16 protein-coding genes are annotated in these 18,128 nt (G+C 68.5%); 11 read left to right on the top strand and 5 right to left on the bottom strand.

What is annotated here, in order from left to right:
* Entirely contained in the window at nt 1-1,203 is a 1,203-nt protein-coding gene (locus tag ACFU5V_RS05830; protein WP_378697515.1) for a GAF domain-containing protein, read from the bottom strand.
* 290 nt (nt 1,204-1,493) lie between these two features.
* On the opposite strand from ACFU5V_RS05830, the gene ACFU5V_RS05825 reads away from it, so the two are divergent.
* Nucleotides 1,494-2,120 (top strand): 50S ribosomal protein L25/general stress protein Ctc, encoded by a 627-nt coding sequence (locus tag ACFU5V_RS05825; RefSeq protein WP_378435064.1) that lies wholly within the window; start codon nt 1,494-1,496, stop codon nt 2,118-2,120.
* A gap of 108 nt (nt 2,121-2,228) precedes the next feature.
* A complete protein-coding gene (gene pth / locus ACFU5V_RS05820; protein WP_378435062.1) occupies nt 2,229-2,801 on the top strand; it encodes an aminoacyl-tRNA hydrolase in 573 nt (190 codons plus the stop codon).
* Between the two features lie 69 nt (nt 2,802-2,870).
* On the opposite strand, the gene ACFU5V_RS05815 is transcribed toward pth, so the two are convergent.
* A complete protein-coding gene (locus tag ACFU5V_RS05815) occupies nt 2,871-4,502 on the bottom strand; it encodes a fatty acyl-AMP ligase (RefSeq protein WP_378697513.1) in 1,632 nt (543 codons plus the stop codon).
* A 224-nt stretch (nt 4,503-4,726) separates the two neighbouring features.
* Between ACFU5V_RS05815 and ACFU5V_RS05810 the strand changes: the two genes are divergently transcribed.
* Nucleotides 4,727-6,460, top strand: coding sequence for a peptide chain release factor 3 (locus tag ACFU5V_RS05810; RefSeq protein WP_378435058.1), 1,734 nt, complete (start codon nt 4,727-4,729; stop codon nt 6,458-6,460).
* A gap of 55 nt (nt 6,461-6,515) precedes the next feature.
* Here the strand turns inward: ACFU5V_RS05810 and ACFU5V_RS05805 are convergent, their stop codons facing one another.
* Together ACFU5V_RS05805 and ACFU5V_RS05800 are read right to left on the bottom strand one after the other, a co-directional pair.
* A complete protein-coding gene (locus ACFU5V_RS05805; RefSeq protein ID WP_378697511.1) occupies nt 6,516-7,421 on the bottom strand; it encodes a 5-dehydro-4-deoxyglucarate dehydratase in 906 nt (301 codons plus the stop codon).
* Nucleotides 7,422-7,473: 52 nt separating this feature from the next.
* Nucleotides 7,474-8,553 (bottom strand): ABC transporter ATP-binding protein, encoded by a 1,080-nt coding sequence (locus ACFU5V_RS05800; protein ID WP_378442233.1) that lies wholly within the window; start codon nt 8,551-8,553, stop codon nt 7,474-7,476.
* Nucleotides 8,554-8,737: 184 nt separating this feature from the next.
* On the opposite strand from ACFU5V_RS05800, the gene ACFU5V_RS05795 reads away from it, so the two are divergent.
* Nucleotides 8,738-9,562: an NAD-dependent epimerase/dehydratase family protein gene (locus ACFU5V_RS05795; protein ID WP_378697508.1), complete on the top strand. Its 825-nt coding sequence runs from the start codon at nt 8,738-8,740 to the stop codon at nt 9,560-9,562.
* 40 nt (nt 9,563-9,602) lie between these two features.
* On the opposite strand, the gene ACFU5V_RS05790 is transcribed toward ACFU5V_RS05795, so the two are convergent.
* A complete protein-coding gene (locus ACFU5V_RS05790) occupies nt 9,603-10,784 on the bottom strand; it encodes a hypothetical protein (protein WP_378697506.1) in 1,182 nt (393 codons plus the stop codon).
* A gap of 57 nt (nt 10,785-10,841) precedes the next feature.
* Between ACFU5V_RS05790 and ACFU5V_RS05785 the strand changes: the two genes are divergently transcribed.
* The 7 genes from ACFU5V_RS05785 (at nt 10,842) to ACFU5V_RS05755 (ending at nt 18,111) form a co-directional block, all read left to right on the top strand.
* On the top strand, nt 10,842-11,927 hold the full coding sequence (locus ACFU5V_RS05785; protein WP_378697504.1) for a hypothetical protein: 1,086 nt from the start codon (nt 10,842-10,844) through the stop codon (nt 11,925-11,927).
* 268 nt (nt 11,928-12,195) lie between these two features.
* The gene (locus ACFU5V_RS05780) at nt 12,196-13,155 is read left to right on the top strand and encodes a carbohydrate ABC transporter permease (protein WP_378435339.1); all 960 of its coding nucleotides are present in this window, start codon (nt 12,196-12,198) and stop codon (nt 13,153-13,155) included.
* 5 nt (nt 13,156-13,160) lie between these two features.
* Complete coding sequence (locus tag ACFU5V_RS05775; protein WP_378435341.1) at nt 13,161-14,042, top strand: carbohydrate ABC transporter permease; 882 nt, start codon at nt 13,161-13,163, stop codon at nt 14,040-14,042.
* A gap of 26 nt (nt 14,043-14,068) precedes the next feature.
* On the top strand, nt 14,069-15,391 hold the full coding sequence (locus ACFU5V_RS05770) for an ABC transporter substrate-binding protein (protein WP_378697502.1): 1,323 nt from the start codon (nt 14,069-14,071) through the stop codon (nt 15,389-15,391).
* A gap of 27 nt (nt 15,392-15,418) precedes the next feature.
* Nucleotides 15,419-16,579, top strand: coding sequence for an enolase C-terminal domain-like protein (locus tag ACFU5V_RS05765; protein ID WP_378697500.1), 1,161 nt, complete (start codon nt 15,419-15,421; stop codon nt 16,577-16,579).
* A gap of 72 nt (nt 16,580-16,651) precedes the next feature.
* Nucleotides 16,652-17,449 (top strand): IclR family transcriptional regulator, encoded by a 798-nt coding sequence (locus ACFU5V_RS05760; RefSeq protein WP_378697498.1) that lies wholly within the window; start codon nt 16,652-16,654, stop codon nt 17,447-17,449.
* Nucleotides 17,450-17,604: 155 nt separating this feature from the next.
* Nucleotides 17,605-18,111, top strand: a complete 507-nt coding sequence (locus ACFU5V_RS05755) for a hypothetical protein (RefSeq protein ID WP_378697496.1) — start codon at nt 17,605-17,607, stop codon at nt 18,109-18,111.
* Nucleotides 18,112-18,128 lie beyond the last annotated feature (17 nt).

Genomic DNA, 18,128 nt, shown 5'->3' with positions numbered 1-18,128 from the left:
CTACCCGACGCGCCGGACCGTCACCCCGGCCGCGAACCGGTACGGCTGGGTGCTCAGGACCGCGCCGAGACTCTTGCGCAGACGCGAGACCTCGGCGCGGACCGCCACCACGTGGTCGCGGTCGCCGAACAACGCGTCGCTCAGCGAGGCGGCGTCGACGCCCGCCGTTCCCGCCGCCGACAGCACCCGCAGGATCTGGGCGTGCCGGGGCGAGAGCGCCCGCGTCCAGTTGACGTCGCCCCGGACCGTCACCTGCGGCGCATCACCGAGGTCGAGTTCCAGTTCGATGGCCGCCCCGTCGACGCGCCGGCGCACCAGCCAGCCGTCGCCGAGCGGTTCGGGCACGCACAGCCCGAGCCCCGGGACGAGCAGCGGCTTGTCGAGACTCGGCGGCGCGACCCGCTCCGGTGCCGCGATGCCACTGGCCTCCGCGACCCACCCGTGCTTGTCGACGACCAGCGCCGGCCCTCCCGCGGACGCGAGCAGCGGTGCAGCCCGGCCACGCAGCCTGTCCAGTTGCGCGGTGTGCTCACGCCACAATGTCGCCTCGGCCAGTCGCACCGCGGTACGGACCAGCGCGACGGTGGTCGGGTGGACCGACATCGCCGACCCGCTGATGTCGACCACGCCGAGGATCTCGCCGGTGCGGGGGTCGTGCACCGGCGACCCGGTGCAGGACCAGCCGTGGTGCGTGGGCGCGTAGTGTTCGGCCGAGAAGAGTTGCACCGCAGCATCTTCGATCAGCGCCGTGCCGATCGCGTTGGTACCGACGGCCTGTTCGGCCCAGCGCGCACCCTCCGTGAACCCGAGCGCGTCGGCCGCCTTCCGGACGCCGCGAGAACCCTCCCGCCACAACAGGACACCGTCGGCGTCGGCGATGACGACGATGAAATTCGCGTCCTCCGCGACCTGCGTCAGCGTGCTGCGCAATTCCGGGAGCACGGTACGCAGCGCCGTGCGGGTGCGCCGCGCCTCGATCTCGGAGAAGTCGGCGGGCTCCACGTCGGCGCAGTGATCCGGGCTCACACCCCCCGCCTGCAGGCGGGACCACGACCGCGCCACCACGTCCCGCGGAAGCGCCGGCGGGCGCTGCCCGGACAGCACGGCGTCGTGCACCCGGCTGAGCAGCCGCGCATGTCGCGGCAGGTCGACACCGGTTGCCACTGCGGTCAGCCGGTCGGCGGTCGGACGTTCAGCGCTCACACGCCGAGGCTACCCCCGGCGTTGTGAGCCACACCACTACCCGCCGCCGGACCGGCGCGGTCGCACCACCCGCCCGGGGACACCCGATTAGCAGGTCAGCGGGCCATCCGGTAGAGTTCCATAAGTTGTCTCGGCGAGGGTGAACCAGAAAGTTCCAATTGGCTGGCTCACCGTGATCGACGCGGCTACGGCTCTGCTCGAGCGTTTCGCTCCTGGCCGTCGCGCGTTCGTCCCTCGCCGACTCGAACCGCCCGCCAGTTACCACCGTGAGTTGTAGGAGCCGTTTCACCATGTCTGACGAAAATCGCCTCGTAGCCGCCGTGCGCACCGAGTTCGGCAAGGGCGCCGCCCGCCGCGCGCGCCGCGACGGCCAGGTCCCCGCGGTCCTGTACGGCCACGGTGAGGACCCCCGCCACCTGAACGTGCCCTCCCGCGACTTCGCCGCCATCCTGCGCGCGCACGGCACCAACGCCATCCTGACGCTCGACATCGACGGCAAGGAGCAGGTCGCGCTCACCAAGTCGGTCGTGGTTCACCCGATCCGCAACTACATCGAGCACGCCGACCTCCTCGTCATCAAGAAGGGCGAGAAGGTCACCGTCGACGTCCCCGTCGTCGTCACCGGTGAGGCCGCTTCCGGCACCCTGGTCGCGCAGGACGCCGCCACCGTCTCCCTCGAAGCGGACGCGCTGCACATCCCCGAGCAGATCGAGGTTTCGGTCGAGGGCCTCGAGATCGGCACCCAGATCCTGGCCAACCAGCTCGAGCTGCCCAAGGGTTCGACCCTGCAGGCCGACGAGGAACTGCTCATCGTGAACGTCGTCGCGGCCCCGACCGCTGCCGACCTCGAAGAGGAGACCGGCGAAGCCGCGGCCGAGACCGCCGAGGCTCCGGCCGAAGAGGGCGCCGAGAGCTGATCCTCTCGCAACCGCACTGATGTCGGCGGCGCGTCGTCCCGGATTGTCCCGGGGTGACGCGCCGCTGTCGTCTGACACGACCCCCTCACGCACGGAAGGACCCTGTCGGTGAGTGAAGACACCGCCCTGGTGGTGGGTCTGGGCAACCCCGGACCGCAGTACGAGAAGACCCGGCACAACGTCGGCTTCATGGTGGCCGGCGTGCTCTGCGCGCGCATGGGTGGCAAGTTCAGCGCGCACAAGAAGAGCGGCGCCGAGATCGTCCAGGGACGGCTCGAGGGCCGTCCGACGATCCTCGCCAAGCCGCGGTCGTTCATGAACCTGTCCGGTTCCGCCGTCGCCGGGCTGGCCAGGTTCTTCTCCGTCGACCCGGGCAACATCGTCGTCATCCACGACGAACTCGACCTCGATTTCGGGACCATCCGCCTCAAGCAGGGCGGCGGCGAGGGCGGGCACAACGGACTGCGGTCCATCTCGCAGTCGCTCGGCACCAAGGACTATCTGCGCACTCGCGTCGGGATCGGCCGTCCCCCCGGACGGATGGATCCGGCGTCGTACGTGCTGAAGCCGTTCTCGTCGGTGGAACGCAAGGAACTCGACCTCGTCTGCGAGGAATCCGCCGACGCCGTCGAACTGGTCCTGCGCGTGGGGCTCGAGGCCGCGCAGAACCGCCTGCACTGACAGGCGCTTCGCGCCCGTGAGTGGTTAACGAGTCTCTGGACTCTCCAACCACGCACGAGCGCGAAGCGCCTACCCCACCAGGTTCGCGGACGTGGCGCGGCGGAGTTTGCCCGACGACGTCTTGGGGATGCTGCCGGGGCCGAGGACGGCGACGGTGCGGGGTCGCACACCGACCTCGGAGAACACGGCGTGCACGACCTCGTGCTCGATGCGCTTGACCGTCTCGGGGTCCTGGTAGTCGTTGGTCTCGACCGCGACGGCGAAGCTTTCCCGCTTCTGCCCGGCGTCGAGGCGTACGGCCACCGCGTTGCCGGGGCGCACTCCGGCGACCGTGCCCGCGGCCCGTTCGATGTCGGTCGGGTAGATGTTGCGGCCGCCCATGATGATGACGTCCTTGACGCGACCGCACACGACGACGAGGCCCTCTTCGGTGAAGTAGCCGACGTCGCCGGTGTTCAGCCAGCCGTCCGCGTCCTGCGCGGGCTTGTGCCCGTCGAGGGTGATGTATCCGGGGGTGACGGCCTTGCCGCGGACCTCGATGATGCCGACACCGCGGGTCGGGAGCAGTTCCCCCTCGCTGTCGACGACGCGTCCCTCGAGGTTCGGCACCATTTTCCCGAGGGTGGCGAGGGGGCGCGCGTTCGGCTTGTTCGACGGGACGGCACGCTGCATCGCCTCGAGCAGGTCCGGGTCGACACGGTCGAGGACCTGCCCCTGGTCCGGATCGGGGATGGAGACGGCGAGGGTGGTCTCCGCCATCCCGTAGACGGGGGCGAGCGCGGACGGGTTCAGCCCGAACCGGGCGCCTGCCTCGGCGAGCGCGTTCATGGTGTCGGGGTCCACGGGTTCGGCGCCGTTCCACATGTACCGGACGGTGCTGAGATCGACGGCGCCGTCTTCCGCCTGCTTGAGGCGGCGGGCCAGCAGGGAGTAGGCGAAGTTGGGGGCGGCCGTCACGGTGCCCTTGTACTTGCCCATCAGTTCCGCCCACAGCAGCGGCGTGCGGAGGAAGTCCATCGGGGTGATGCTCACGACCTCCGCGCCGACCTGCATCGGCACGCTGAGGAATCCGACCATCCCCATGTCGTGGAACAGCGGCAGCCAGCTGATCATCACGTCGTCCTCGATGGAGAACTTGATGCGGTCGATCATGGCGTAGGCGTTGGTGTAGAAGTTCTCGTGCGTGATCTGCACGGCCTTGGGCGAACCGGTGGAACCCGACGTGAGTTGCTGCAGGGCGATGTCGCTCTCGAACGTCTCGACCGGGTCGATGGGTGTGCCCTCGTTCAGCTCGGCCACCGTCACGACGGTGATGCCGCGTTCCTCGAGCAGCGGCTTGGCGGCGTCGAACGGCGCACCGAGGATGACGGCCTTCGCCTGAATCATGGTGATGACGGTCTCGGTGTCCTTGGCCCACACCGCCAGGTCGGTCCGCGGCGTCGGCTGATGCAGCATGGTGACGGACGCGCCACGCATCCAGGTGGCCTGGCAGGAGGGCGCGATGTCGACGGGCTGACCGGCGAGGATGCCGATGGCGTCGCCGTGGCCGATACCTGTCTCGGCCAGTGCGCCCGCCATGCGGCGCGCGGCCTTGTGGATCTCACCCCACGGCTGCCGCAGTGGCGCGTCGGGCTCACCCGTGTTGAGACCGCGGGTGCTGCTCGCCGCGGTCGCGTACATCTCGTCGGTGAACTTGCTCACTGTCTTCCTCCTGCACATACGGGTGTCCGAACGCAGAAACGGTGAACTCCGGAGCGCCCCGACGACTCACTGTGTAATACGTGACCGGCCTCCGATCGTTACTCGTCCCTGGATGTGCGGCCGTGGATGTGACTGTGCTGCGAGTTCGTCTTCGGCACCCGAGTAACCTGGTATGCGGCCACACGGCCTTCCCGCACGCATTCCGTCCCCCGAGAGGTTCTTCGTTGACTACCCCGTCCGACTCGGCCGACATCATTCCAGCCGAGGCGGCGCCTGCCGCCGCGTCCGGCTCATCGGACGCGAAATCCGAGGCATCCGCCTCACCGGAGGGGAAATCCGAGAAGGGTGTCCGGGCCGAGGCGTCGCGTCGCCGCACGTTCGCCGTGATCTCGCATCCCGACGCCGGTAAGTCGACGCTGACGGAGGCGCTTGCGCTGCACGCGAAGGTCATCTCCGAGGCCGGCGCCGTCCACGGCAAGGCGGGCCGCAAGTCGACGGTGTCCGACTGGATGGAGATGGAGAAGGCCCGCGGCATCTCGGTCAGCTCCACCGCCCTGCAGTTCAACTACCGCTCCACCGAGGCGTCGGCGGACGAGCCCGTCGACAATGTGATCAACCTGGTGGACACGCCCGGCCACTCCGACTTCTCCGAGGACACGTACCGCGTCCTGACCGCGGTCGACGCCGCCGTCATGCTGATCGACGCCGCGAAGGGTCTCGAACCGCAGACGCTGAAGCTGTTCCAGGTGTGCCGTCACCGCGGAATCCCGGTGATCACCGTCATCAACAAGTGGGACCGGCCCGGCCAGACGCCGCTGGAGCTTCTCGACGAGATCCAGGAACGTATCGGGCTCACCCCCACTCCCCTGTACTGGCCCGTCGGGATCGCCGGCGATTTCCGGGGCCTGCTCCGCCGCGGCGAGGACGGCGCCCCGCGGGAGTACATTCGGTTCACGCGCACCGCCGGCGGCGCGAAGATCGCCCCCGAAGAGGTCATGGACGCCGACGCCGCCCTCGCGAAGGAGGGCTCCGAGTGGGAGACCGCCGCGGAGGAGAGCGAGTTGCTGTCGGCCACCGGTCAGGACCACGACCAGGAGCTGTTCCTCGGCGGTCAGACGTCGCCGGTGATCTTCGCGTCGGCGATGCTCAACTTCGGTGTCCGCCAGATCCTCGACACGCTCGTCGAGCTGGCGCCGCCGCCGCGCGCCCGGGAGGACGTCGACGGCACCCCCCGCGACGTCACGGACCCGTTCAGTGCGGTCGTCTTCAAGGTCCAGGCCGGCATGGACACCGCGCACCGCGACCGGCTGGCGTTCATGCGCATCGTGTCGGGGGTGTTCGAGCGCGGCATGGTGGTCACCCACGCGCAGACCGGTAAGCCGTTCACGACGAAATACGCGCAGACCGTGTTCGGCCGTGAGCGTTCGACCGTCGAATCCGCGTACCCGGGCGACGTGGTGGGACTCGTCAACGCCACCGCACTCGCCCCGGGCCACACGCTGTTCTTCGAGAAGAAGGTGGAGTTCCCGCCGATCCCGTCGTTCGCGCCGGAGCACTTCTCCATCCTGCGGGCCGAGAGCGCGGGCAAGTACAAGCAGTTCCGGCGGGCCGTGGATCAGCTCGATTCCGAGGGTGTCGTGCAGATCCTCCGCAACGACCTCCGCGGCGACGCCTCGCCCGTGATGGCCGCCGTCGGCCCCATGCAGTTCGAGGTGGTCGCGGCGCGGATGAAGGCCGAGTTCAACGTCGAGGCCCGGATGGAACCGCTGGGCTACGCGTTGGCGCGGCGCACCGACGCCGAGTCGGCCGACGAGCTGAACCGTCAGCGCGGTGTCGAGGTGTTCACCCGATCGGACGGGGTGATGCTGGCCCTCGTCAGCGACAAGTGGCGGTTGCAGTACATCCAGAAGGAGCTGCCCGACCTCACGCTCGAGCCGCTCGTGGCCGCCGCCGACTAGTCCAGACGCGCTTCGGTCATCGGCGGGTCCGCCGACCCGCCGATGATCGAAGACGCTACTGCGCCAGCACCTTCCGGCCCGCTGCCAGGATCTGCTCCAATGCGTACCGGTGCTCGGCGCTGGCGTCGACGAGCGGCGCCCGCACCGAACCGGCGTCGAGGCCGGTGAACGTCACGCCCGCCTTCACCAGCGCGACCGCGTATCCGGGAGTGGTGTCGCGGAGCCGGACCAGCGGATGGAAGAACTCGCGGTTGAGTGAGTCGACCAGTTCGGTGTCGTCGTCCTCGAGCGCCCGGTAGTAGGCGAGCGACACGTCCGGGGCGAAGGCGAACGTCGCCGACGAGTAGAGGGTGACGCCGATGCTCCGGTAGGCCTGCTGCGAGACCTCGGCCGTCGGGAGGCCGTTGAAGAATTGAAACTCTTTGTCGCCGAGCGCATCCCGCAGTGTGCGCACGATTCGCGACGTCAGGTCGAGGTCGCCGACGCCGTCCTTGAACCCGACGACCTTCGGCAGTCGCGCGACCTCGAGAGCGCTCTGCTCGGTGAATTGGCCGTTCGCGCGGTGGTACACGATGACCGGGAGGTCGCTCGACTCCGATACCTGCCGCACGTACTCCACGAGGCCGTCGGCAGGCGCTCCGACGAGATAGGGCGGCAGGAGCAGGATGCCGTCGGCGCCCGCGTCCGCGGCGGCGGCCACGAACTCTTTCGCGACGGGCAGCGGCCCTCCGGCGCCGGCGAAGACGGGGACCCGGCCGCCGGTGACCGCGACCACCGTTTCCACGACGGTCCGGAACTCGGCCGCGGACAGTGCGTGGAATTCGCCGGTGCCGCACGCCGCGAACACTCCGCCCGGTCCGGCCGCGACACCGGATTCGATGTGCTGTGCCAGTGCGGGCAGATCGACGTCGCCGTTGCCGTCGAACGGGGTGACAGGAAAGAAGAGAACTCCGTCGAGCATGGTTACTCCTTGATAAAGGTGGTCGGGTGTCGGTGGGAGAATCGGGTCGCCGCTAGTCGACGAGCCGGTCACCGGTGACGGTGGAAAACAGATGCGTGCGCTCGGCCGCGTACGACAGCGTGATCACCTCTCCGCGCTTCGGCGGGATGCGGCCGTCGGCGCGAACGACGATGGGCTGCCTGCGACCGTGAATGTCCGCCTGGCCGTAGACGTATGCGTCGGCGCCGAGTTCCTCGACGACGTCGATGGTGACGTCGAGCCCGCTGCCCGTGGTGATCGCGAGATCCTCGGGACGCACACCGAGCGTGACCGAGTGCTCCCCGATCCCGGCGATCGCGGCACGCGGAACGGGGACCACGGAGCCGCCGAAGCTGACACCGCCGTCGACGAGGGGAAGTTCGAGCAGGTTCATCGCGGGCGAGCCGATGAACCCGGCGACGAACACGTTGTTCGGGTGCTCGTACATGCGGCGGGGAGTGTCGCACTGCTGGAGAACGCCGTCTTTCAGGACGGCGACGCGGTCGCCCATCGTCATGGCCTCGACCTGATCGTGCGTCACGTAGACGGTGGTGGTGGCGAGCCGGCGCTGCAGCGCCGAGATCTGCGCGCGGGTCTGCACGCGGAGCTTGGCGTCGAGGTTGGACAGCGGCTCGTCCATCAGGAACACCTGCGGTTTGCGAACGATGGCGCGCCCCATGGCCACTCGCTGCCGCTGGCCGCCGGAGAGGGCCTTGGGCTTGCGGTCGAGGAACTTGGTGAGGTCGAGGATCCTGGCGGCGTCCTGGACGCGCCGCGTGATCTCCGCCTTGTCCTCGCCGGCGATCCGGAGACCGAAGCCCATGTTCTCCCCCACCGTCATGTGGGGGTAGAGGGCGTAGTTCTGGAAGACCATGGCGATGTCACGGTCCTTCGGCTGGAACTCGGTGACGTCGTTGCCGCCGATCGCGATCGTGCCCTTGTCCACGTCTTCGAGTCCGGCGAGCATGCGCAGGGACGTCGACTTCCCGCAGCCGGACGGTCCGACGAGGACGAGGAACTCGCCGTCGTCGATGTGGAGGTCCAGGTGGTCGACCGCGGCCTTGTCTCCGCCGGGGAACAACTTGGTGACGCCGTGGAATGCGACTGTTGCCATGATGGTGGGAGGTCCCTTCACCGGCAGGAACGTGCCGGACGATCCGAGTGGGAGTGTGAAGTAGACGGCCGATTCCCATATTTGTTCACATACGTGAATCTGCGCCAAGGTAGTGACTTCGTTTCGAAGTATGTACTACCGTGATGTGCATTACAAGACTCACCCCAGAGAGGTACGAGAAGACATGACCGACACCGCCTCGCGTCTGCTGATCACCGGCGCCGCAGGAAACATGGGCAAGATGCTGCGGCCGTTGCTCCGCAAGCCCGGCCGCACCCTCCGCCTGTTCGACATCGCCGACATCACCGACATCGACCCCGAACACGAGGAGTACGTACAGGGTTCGGTCACCGACCGCGCCGCCGTCGCCGCCGCGGTCGACGGCGTCGACGCCGTGCTCCACCTGGGCGGACTCAGCACCGAGGACTCGTGGGAGAACATTCTGTCCGTCAACGTCGACGGCACCCAGGCGGTGTTCGAGGCCGCCGTCGCGCACGGCGTGACGCGCGTGATCGCAGCGTCGAGCAACCACGCCGTGGGCTTCTGGACGCACGCGGAGGCCGGTGGTGACCCGCTGCCCGGCGACGTTCCGCCGCGCCCGGACGGGTTCTACGGCTGGAGCAAGGCAGCGGTCGAGGCACTGGGCCGGCTGTACCACGACCGTTTCGGCATCGACGTCGTCAACCTGCGCATCGGCTCGAGCTTCGACCGCCCGCCCAACTACCGCGGGCTCGCGTCCTGGATGTCCCCGGCCGACACCGCCCGCCTGATCGAGGCCGCACTGTCCGACTCCGCCAAGGGATTTCACACAGTGTGGGGCATCTCGCGGAACACGCGCAGCTGGTGGTCCGCAGCGGAGGGCGCCGCCATCGGGTACGAACCCCGGGACAACGCGGAGGTGTTCGCGGACGAGTTCCTCGCCGACCACGAGTGGTCGTTCGACGACCCGATCCTCCAGCGGGTCGGCGGAGCGTTCTGCGACCACCCGCTCGGGCAGCGGATGCGGTGACATCCCGAGGTGGGCGCCGTGGGCGCCCACCTCGTCCGCGTCAGACCGAGAAGTCGCGGATGATGCGCCCCAACGCGTCGAGTTGCGCCGCGTTGACCAACCCGAGGTGATAGAGGTGCAGCTCGTTCGCTCCGGCCGCGACGGTGGCCGCGACGTGGCCGCTCACGTCGTCGAGGTTCTTCGGCGGCAACACCGACACGTAGGCCCCGACGTCGACGGCGTCACCGACGAGCGCCCGGGTCTGCGTGGTGACGGCGACGGTCTCCGCGGTTCCCGGCCAGGCGGAGACGAGCACAGCGTCGACGTCGTCCGCAGCGGCCGGCGTCAGCGCCGGCGAAGGCCCGGTCTTCCAGGGGTTCGGATGGCCGTGCAACGTGACGCGGGCCGACGGAACCTCGGCGCGCACGGCGCCGAGCACCGCACCCCGGAGGGCATCGGCATGCGCACGGCGCACGGACAGCACCGCCTCGGCCTCCGCCTCGTCGAGGACGTCGGTGATCGCGGCGTCCGGGGCGAGCGTGCCCGTGGTCAGCGCATCCACGCCTGCACACAGCTTCGCCGTCAGCTTGTCCGGATCGACGCCCCGATCCGCCCACAGCGCCCGCTCCCGTTCGGTGCAGCTGATCGACATCAGCGTGTCGCCGATTCCCGGATAGGCGCCATCGGTCTTCTCGTGCGGGCCGACGTGCGCGATGCCCAGTTGTCCGCACGCTTCGATCGACACACCGTGGAGGTCGACGCCGCGCACCGCCTCCGCGGCGAGGGTCCGGGCGTACCGGACGATGTCCGGGTGCCCGGGCGCGAGCGCGTAGGGGTAGCGGTCCCCGAAGCAGTTGACGACGGTGGCGTCCGGATGCGCCTGCCCCAGAACGGTGCTGTGGGACAGCACGATCCATGCGTTCACCTCGATGCCGGCGTCGATCAGCATTCGCGCCGCATCGGCGAATGCATCGTCGGAACCGGCCCAGGTCGCCGCCCTGGCCGTGACGGTGTGGCCGTCCCAGGCGGCGGACCGGATGGGGCGGTACAGCGCGGCGTGGTGGGCGTCGACCACCTTGTGCGCCGGATGCAGCGGCGTTGCGGCGCGGGTCGAGTGGTAGCTCGCGGCGAGCGAGATCTCGGCGACCCCGAGGGCGCGCGCACGGTCGACGAAGTGCGGATCACCGAGCACGTCCCACGGATAGGCGTGCGCGACGATGCGATCGACGGTTCTTTCGGACATGTGAAAACCCCTCGGCAGTTCGACAACATGATTCGGTAGACAAGACGGAGTTCACACATGGGAACACACCTTTCGCCCCACTGTCCACGATCGACCCCCTCCGACCGACACCGCGACGCCGTTCGCGACGTCCTCGGCGTGCCCGACGAACAGGCGGCGGCCACCCCCGACGTGCGGTACGGCAGGTCGTGGGCCCGAGACGGCGTCGCCGGTCGCGAACTCACGTGGGCGGCCGGTGACGACGGTCCGGACACCGCGGCCTGGCTCCTGCGCCCCGACCGGCCAGCCGACACCGCGGAGCGTCCCGCGGTCCTGCTGATGCACGCCCACGACGGCGTCAAGTTCTACGGCAAGGAGAAGGTGGCCGACGGCCCGGACAGCGTCCCACCGGCCGTCGCCGCACTCCGGGCACGCGGGTACGACGGCCTGGCCGTCGCAACGGGGCTGGTACAGGCGGGTTTCGTCGTACTCGTGCACGACGTCTTCCCCTGGGGCAGCAGGCGCGTGCCCTGGCCGGAACTACCGGACCGCGCCAGGTCGACGGGTTTCACCGCATGCCCGCCCGGGCCCGACACCCCCGCGGTTCGCCTGCGCCGATACGAGGCGGCGGCCCGCGAGCACGAGAACGGCCTCGCGAAGGCGGCGACCCTGACCGGCACCTCGCTCGCCGCCAAGGTCGTCGCCGAGGACCTGCGCGCGCTGAACGTCCTCCTCGCCACCGACGGCGTGGATCCGAACAGGGTGGCCGCGGCGGGATTCTCGGGCGGCGGGGCCCGCGTCGCACACCTGCTGGCGTGTTCGACGCGCCTGCGAGCAGGGGTGATCACCGCGATGATGAGCACTTTTGCCGACGTCGCGGACGGCAGGGCAGACGACACGACATGGCTGATGATCACCCCGGGCCTGCCTGCGGTCTGCGACTGGCCGGAGGTCGCCGCATGCGCTGCGCCGCGGCCGCTGCTGGTTCAGTACGCGCGGGACGATGCGCACTTCGGCCCGCAGGGGATGCGGGACTCCGAGGGCCTGCTCCGGCGCGCGTACGGCGGGTCCGATGGGCTGACCACGCAGTGGTTCGCGGGCGGGCACCGGTTTTCGGCCGACATGCAGGCCGGGGCCGCCGACTGGATCCGGCGCAACGTCTAGCCGATCACGCTTGACAGGACCTTGTGACTGCCGTCATAGTGAGTTCGACAATTCACATAGAGAACGTGAGTTCACATACATGAACGATACGGATGCACCGCCACCGAAGCCCCGCACACACCGGGCTCACCGGGACGGCCGGAGGCCGCAGTCGTTCCCCATCTCCTTCCCCGCTGACGCGCCACCCTCGGTGATCTCGCGTCAGCAGCAGTAGCCACAATCCCCTGACCCGCCGGCGCGACCGGCACCGAACCTCGGAGCGTGCACCATGGTCACCACCACCTCCCCCAGGCCAGGAGGGCGGACCGCGGCGGCGGCGCCGGCCTCTCCCGGTCGCATTCGCCGCAGACCGGCCTGGCGCAGAACCGCCGCCCCCTACATCCTGATCGCGCCGGTGGTCCTCCTGCTGGCGGTCTTCATCTTCTACCCGGTCGGCAGCGTCTTCTACTACAGCCTGCAGTACTACAATCCGACGACGCCGTGGGACAACGGTTTCGCCGGCCTCGACAACTTCCGGCTGATGTTCGCCGACTCCCTCTTCTGGACCAGCCTGGTCACCACCGCGAAATGGGTGGGATTTCAGGTCGTGTTCCAGCTGATCCTCGGCCTCGGGCTGGCCCTGCTGGTCAACGAGGTGTTCCGGGGCCGCGGCCTGGCCCGCGCCCTGGTGTTCTCCCCCTGGGCGGTGTCCGGCGTCCTCACCACCGGCATCTGGCTGCTGATCTACAACCCGTCCACGGGCCTGTTCAAACTTCTCGGAAACATGGGCATCGGAGACGGCACCGCCGCTCCCATCGCCGATCCGGACACCGCGTTCTGGGCGACGGGCGTCGCGGAACTGTGGCGCGGTGTTCCGTTCTTCGCCATTCTCATCCTGGCCGAGCTGCAGAGCGCCCCCAAGGACCTGTACGAGGCGGCCAACGTGGACGGCGCCAACCGCTGGCAGCGGTTCCGCTTCGTCACCCTCCCGCACCTGAAGGCCGTCATCATCTTGTCGACGCTGCTGCGCGGTGTGTGGGAGTTCAACAACGTCGACCTGCTCTACACCCTCACGGCGGGCGGCCCCGCCGACGTCACCACGACGCTCCCGCTGTACGTCTCACAGCTCGCGACCACCGCCCAGGACTTCGGATACGGCTCGGCACTCACCACGGTCGCATTCGTGATCCTGCTGTTCTGCTCGATCCTCTACTTGCGCCTGAGCAAGTTCAACAGTGAGAAGGTCTGACCGCCGTGACCACCACCACCGATCGCCCCACCGTTGCGCTGCCCGAGCCGGACACCACCGGGAAGCTGCGGGCGCGCACGAAGAAGCCGCGCCTGTTCAGCGTCGGACTGCCGCTGGCCCTGTACCTGCTGTTCACGCTCGTGCCGTTCTACTGGATGATCGTGTTCGCGTTCCGGCCCGCCGGATCGAACTCGATGCTCCCCTGGCCCATCACGTTCGAGCACTTCGACACCGTGTGGAACACCCTCGGCTTCAGCTTCTTCTTCAAGAACAGCCTCATCGTTGCCGCGTTGTCGCTCGTCCTGACCACCTTCGTCGCGCTCGCCACCGGATACGCGTTGGCCCGCTTCAAGTTCCGCGCCAAGATCCCGTTGGTGATGGCCCTGCTCTGCAGCCAGTTCGTGCCCGGCGCCATGCTGCTCATCCCGCTGTTCCAGGTGTTCCGCGAGATGAACCTCGTCAACAACCTGACGGGACTCATCGTCGCCGACACCGTGTTCCAGCTTCCGCTGGCCGCCATGCTCATGGCAGGTTTCATCGCGCAGATCCCGGTCGAACTCGAGGAAGCCGCGATGGTCGACGGCTGCTCGCGCCTGCGCGCATTCCGCATCATCATGCTGCCGCTGCTGCGGCCCGGCCTGATCGCCGTCGGATCGTTCGCGTTCATCGGCAGCTGGAACAACTTCCTGTTCGGCCTGATGTTCATCAGCAGCCAGGAGAAGTTCACGCTGCCGGTCGGCCTCAGCTACACCATCGGCTCCTACAACGTCGACTTCGGAGTTCTCGCAGCGGGCGGTCTCATCGCCGCGGTGCCGGTGGTCGCCGTCTTCGCCGTCATCCAGAAGTACCTCGTCCAGGGCCTGAGCGCCGGCGCCGTCAAGGGCTGATCATGACTTTCGAAAAGAGGATCCACATGAACCGGCGAACGCTCCTGCGCTCCACCCTGGTCGGGGCGGCGGCCACGCTCGTGCTCGCCTCCTGCAGTTCCGAGACCTCGCTGCCCGACGGCGCCCTCGGCGATCCGAACAACGCCCAGCTCACGTTCTGGGACAACAACGCCGGACCGGACCGCACTCCGCTGTACGAGGAGCTGATCCGCCGGTTCGAGGCCGCGAATCCCGGCATCGACATCCAATACGTGGGCCTTCCGTCGGACAGCGCCCAGCAGAAGTACCAGACCGCGCTCGCCGGCGGCTCGGCACCGGATCTCGGAATCGTCTCCACCGCCTACCTCGCCCCGCTCGTCGCCCAGGACGCGGTCATCTCCCTCGACGACTTCATGGCGGCGTCACCCCAGCGCGACGAGTACGACGCCGGAATTCTCGAGTCGGCACGCGAATCCGGTGGTGGCGAGCATCTGTTCGGTCTCCCGTACACCAGCAACAACGCCACCCTCTGGTATCGCGCCGACTGGTTCGCCGAGGCCGGGATCGAACCGCCGGACACCTACGACGAGTTCTTCGACGCCGCGAAGGATCTGACCGACAAGGACGACGGCCGTTACGGATTCACCATTCGCGGCGGCGCCGGATCCATCTACCCGCTGCTGCAGTACATGTTCGCCAGCACCGGGATCGAGAGCTTCTTCGAGGATGGCACGTCGACGCTGAACCGTCCCGAGATGGTCGACGCCATCGAACGCTTCGCCGCGCTCTACGATGTCGCCACCCCGACCGCAGACGTCAACAACGGCTTCCCGCAGATGGTCGCGAGCTTCGGCGGCGGATCCGTGGCGATGATGCAGCACAACCTCGGCTCGCTGAGCAACCACGAGAAGGCGCTCGGCGACAAGGCCGGCGCCGTGGCCCTGCCGCGTAACGAGGACGGAAAGCGCACCGTCATGACCGACCCGTTCCCGTCGTATACGGTGTTCAAGAGCAGCAAGCACCAGGCCGCGGCGTGGAAGTTCCTCGAGTTCATGACGTCCCAGGAATCGCAGGCGTACTGGAACGAGAGAGTCGGGCAGATCCCGGTCAACAAGGCCGCCCGCTCCGCGCCGGAATTCGCGAGCATGCCGTCCGTGCAGGCCGCGCTCGCGGCACTCGACGACCCGAAAACCGTGCTGGTGACGCCGCCGGACTACCTGCCGGACTTCGGCAAGATCGTTCAGGTGCAGATGCTCGGCCAGTGGCAGAAGGTGCTCATCGGGCAGCTCAGCGCGCAGGACTTCGCCGACGACTTCGCCGAGAAACTCGACCGCTCCATGGCCAAGTACGTCGCCCGCCAGGGCAAATAAGACTTTTCGAAGAGAAAGCGAATCATCATGTCCAGCGTGATCACAGAAGTCGCCGTGCAGGTTTTCAAGACGGAGGCACGCACCTCGGTCGACTCGTACGGTCATCGCCATCCCGGCCCGTCCGTGCCGACGACCGGGGCGCTGCTGCGGATCACCGACTCCGACGACGTCAGCGGGTACGTCCTGGGCAAGCCGAACTACCTGCGGCAGGACCAGGTGGAGCAGCATTTCCGGCCCGTCCTCATCGGCTCCGACCCGCTGGCGCGGGAGGCCGCGGACAAGAAGTGGGCGATCCGGCAGCGCACGCGGGCGGTCGAGCTTCCCGAACACACCTGCAGCTACCTGGATCAGGCGCTGTGGGATCTCGCAGGCAACAAGTTCGACACACCCGTGTGGAAACTGCTCGGCGGCGCGCGCGCAGAGGTCAAGGCGTATGCCAGCACCATGTGCGGTGACGACATCGACGGCGGCCTCGCCACCCCGGAGGACTACGCGAACTTCGCCGTCGACCTGAAAAGGCGTGGCTACCAGGGCATCAAACTGCACACCTGGATGCCGCCGCTGCCGGGCGCCCCCAGCCTGAGCCGGGACATCGACGCGTGCGCCGCGGTCCGCGACGCCGTCGGCGAGGACTTCTCGCTGATGCTCGACGGGTACCACTGGTACTCACGCACCGACGCCCTGAGACTCGGGCGCGAACTGGACCGGCTGAAGTTCGAGTGGTTCGAGGAGCCGATGGACGAGTTCTCGCTGCGCTCGTACAAGTGGCTCGCCGACCAGATCGACACCCCGGTGATCGGACCCGAGACGACGCCGGGCAGGCACCGGTCCCGTGCCGACTGGATCGCGAACGACGCGTGCGACATCCTGCGCGTCGGCGCCATGAACGGCGGCGGCATCACCCCGGCCCTGAAGACGATGCACATGGCCGAGGGCTTCGGCCTCGACTGCGAGGTCCACGGCAACGGCGCCCCCAATCTCGCACTCGTCGGCGCCGCCAACAACGTCCAGTGGTACGAGCGCGGTCTCCTGCACCCGCACGTCGACTACGACTGGGTGCCGCCGCACCTGAAGTCGATCGTCGACCCCGTCGACGAGCACGGCATGGTGGCGATGCCACAGCGGCCGGGTCTCGGCGAGGACATCGATCTCGAATACATCGCGGCCAACCTCGTCGCGGAGTACTGAGTGCGACCCCTCGCCGGCACCGGGCACGGGTCAGTAGGTGATATCGCGTTCAGAATGAGAGATAGTGTCTTCATGGTGACAGAAGACACGCGTGGGGCGGCCCCGGAATCCCAACCGGTCAAATCCGCCGAGCGCACCATCCACATCCTCGAGACGCTCGCCGCGTCGCCGACCCGCATGAGCCTCGGCGAGCTGCAGGAAGCGTGCAAATATCCGCGGTCGAGTCTGCACGCCCTCCTGCGCACGCTCAAGGATCTGCGGTGGATCGAGGCGGACGAATCGGGTTCCCGCTACGGCATCGGCACCCACGCGCTGCTCACCGGCACGTCGTATCTCGACAAGGATTCGGTCGTCTCGAGGGCGGCGGCGGTGCTCGAGGCACTCCGGTCGGAAGTCAGCCACACCGTCCACTTCGCGCGGCGCGACGAGGAAAGCGTCATCTACCTCGCCAGCCGCGGGTCGAAGGTCGAGGTTCGGCGGATGCATCGCGTCGGCCGCAAACTGCCGTGCCACGTCACCGCGCTCGGGCAGGCCCTTCTCGCCGAACTCACCACCGGTGAGGTACGGGAGTTGCTTCCCGCGAAACTCGAGCGGTACACCGACAACACCATCGTCGACCTCGACGACCTCGTCACCGAACTCGGCGAGGTCCGCAACCGGGGGTGGGCCCTCGAACGGGAACAGGGCACGGTTGGCGTGGTGTGCATCGCCACCGTGGTGCCCTACCGGATTCCCGCCACCGACGCCCTCAGCGTGTCCATGCCCGCCGAGGTCGCGTCGTACCCGGGTGAGCTGGAGCGGATCGCCGGTGTGCTGACGCGGCACGCGTCCGCATGGGCCCGGGAGTTGCGGGCAGAGGGGGTCCGCTGACAGAGCGGTACCGAGAGTCCGGGTGGCGGCAGGGCCGCGTCGTGAGCCCTCGAGGTGTGCGGCCCGCCGGACGCTGCTGGTAGCTTTCAGATCGAATCGAGCACACTGACGGGCTTTGCGCGGTACCCGTTTGGCCACGAGCAGGAAGCGAAACGATGGAGAACGGCATTTCCACGAACGGATCGGGCGGCAACGGGTCCGCGAGCATGAGCCCGGCGACGGGGTCCCCGTTCGCCGAACCCGGCACGGGCGGACTGACCGGCAGCAGCAACGGCAACGGCAAGTCCGCCACCAGCTCCGCCGAGACGTTCACCTTCCCGCTGCCGACGCGCAGCTCGGGTTCGCACAGCACCGAGGAGCCGGCCGCGGCCCCCGACACGACGGCGCCGCCCGAATCTCGTGGACGCACCGTCATGCGACGCAACGCGATGGGAGTGGCAGCCGTGCGAGTCGCGGGCCGTCTTGCACACACCGAGCTGCTCGAGGATCACCTCGCGTCGGCGAGCAGCCACTCCGCCGACCCGACCGTGGACGCCGACGAACTGCTGGCGCTGCTCGGCGAGTACCTCGTCGCAGCCGGGTTCGAACGCCCCGAGATCCACGCGAAGCTGAACGGCCAGTCGATCGTCGTCGACCTGCGCTCGCCCTCGACTGCGCGCTGACTCCTGCCGCCGGGCCC

It is taken from the genome of Rhodococcus sp. NPDC057529 (assembly GCF_042802055.1).
Lineage (GTDB): Bacteria > Actinomycetota > Actinomycetes > Mycobacteriales > Mycobacteriaceae > Rhodococcus_F.
Note: the sequence above shows the minus strand (reverse complement) of the source record. Positions and strands in the feature narration are given on the sequence as shown.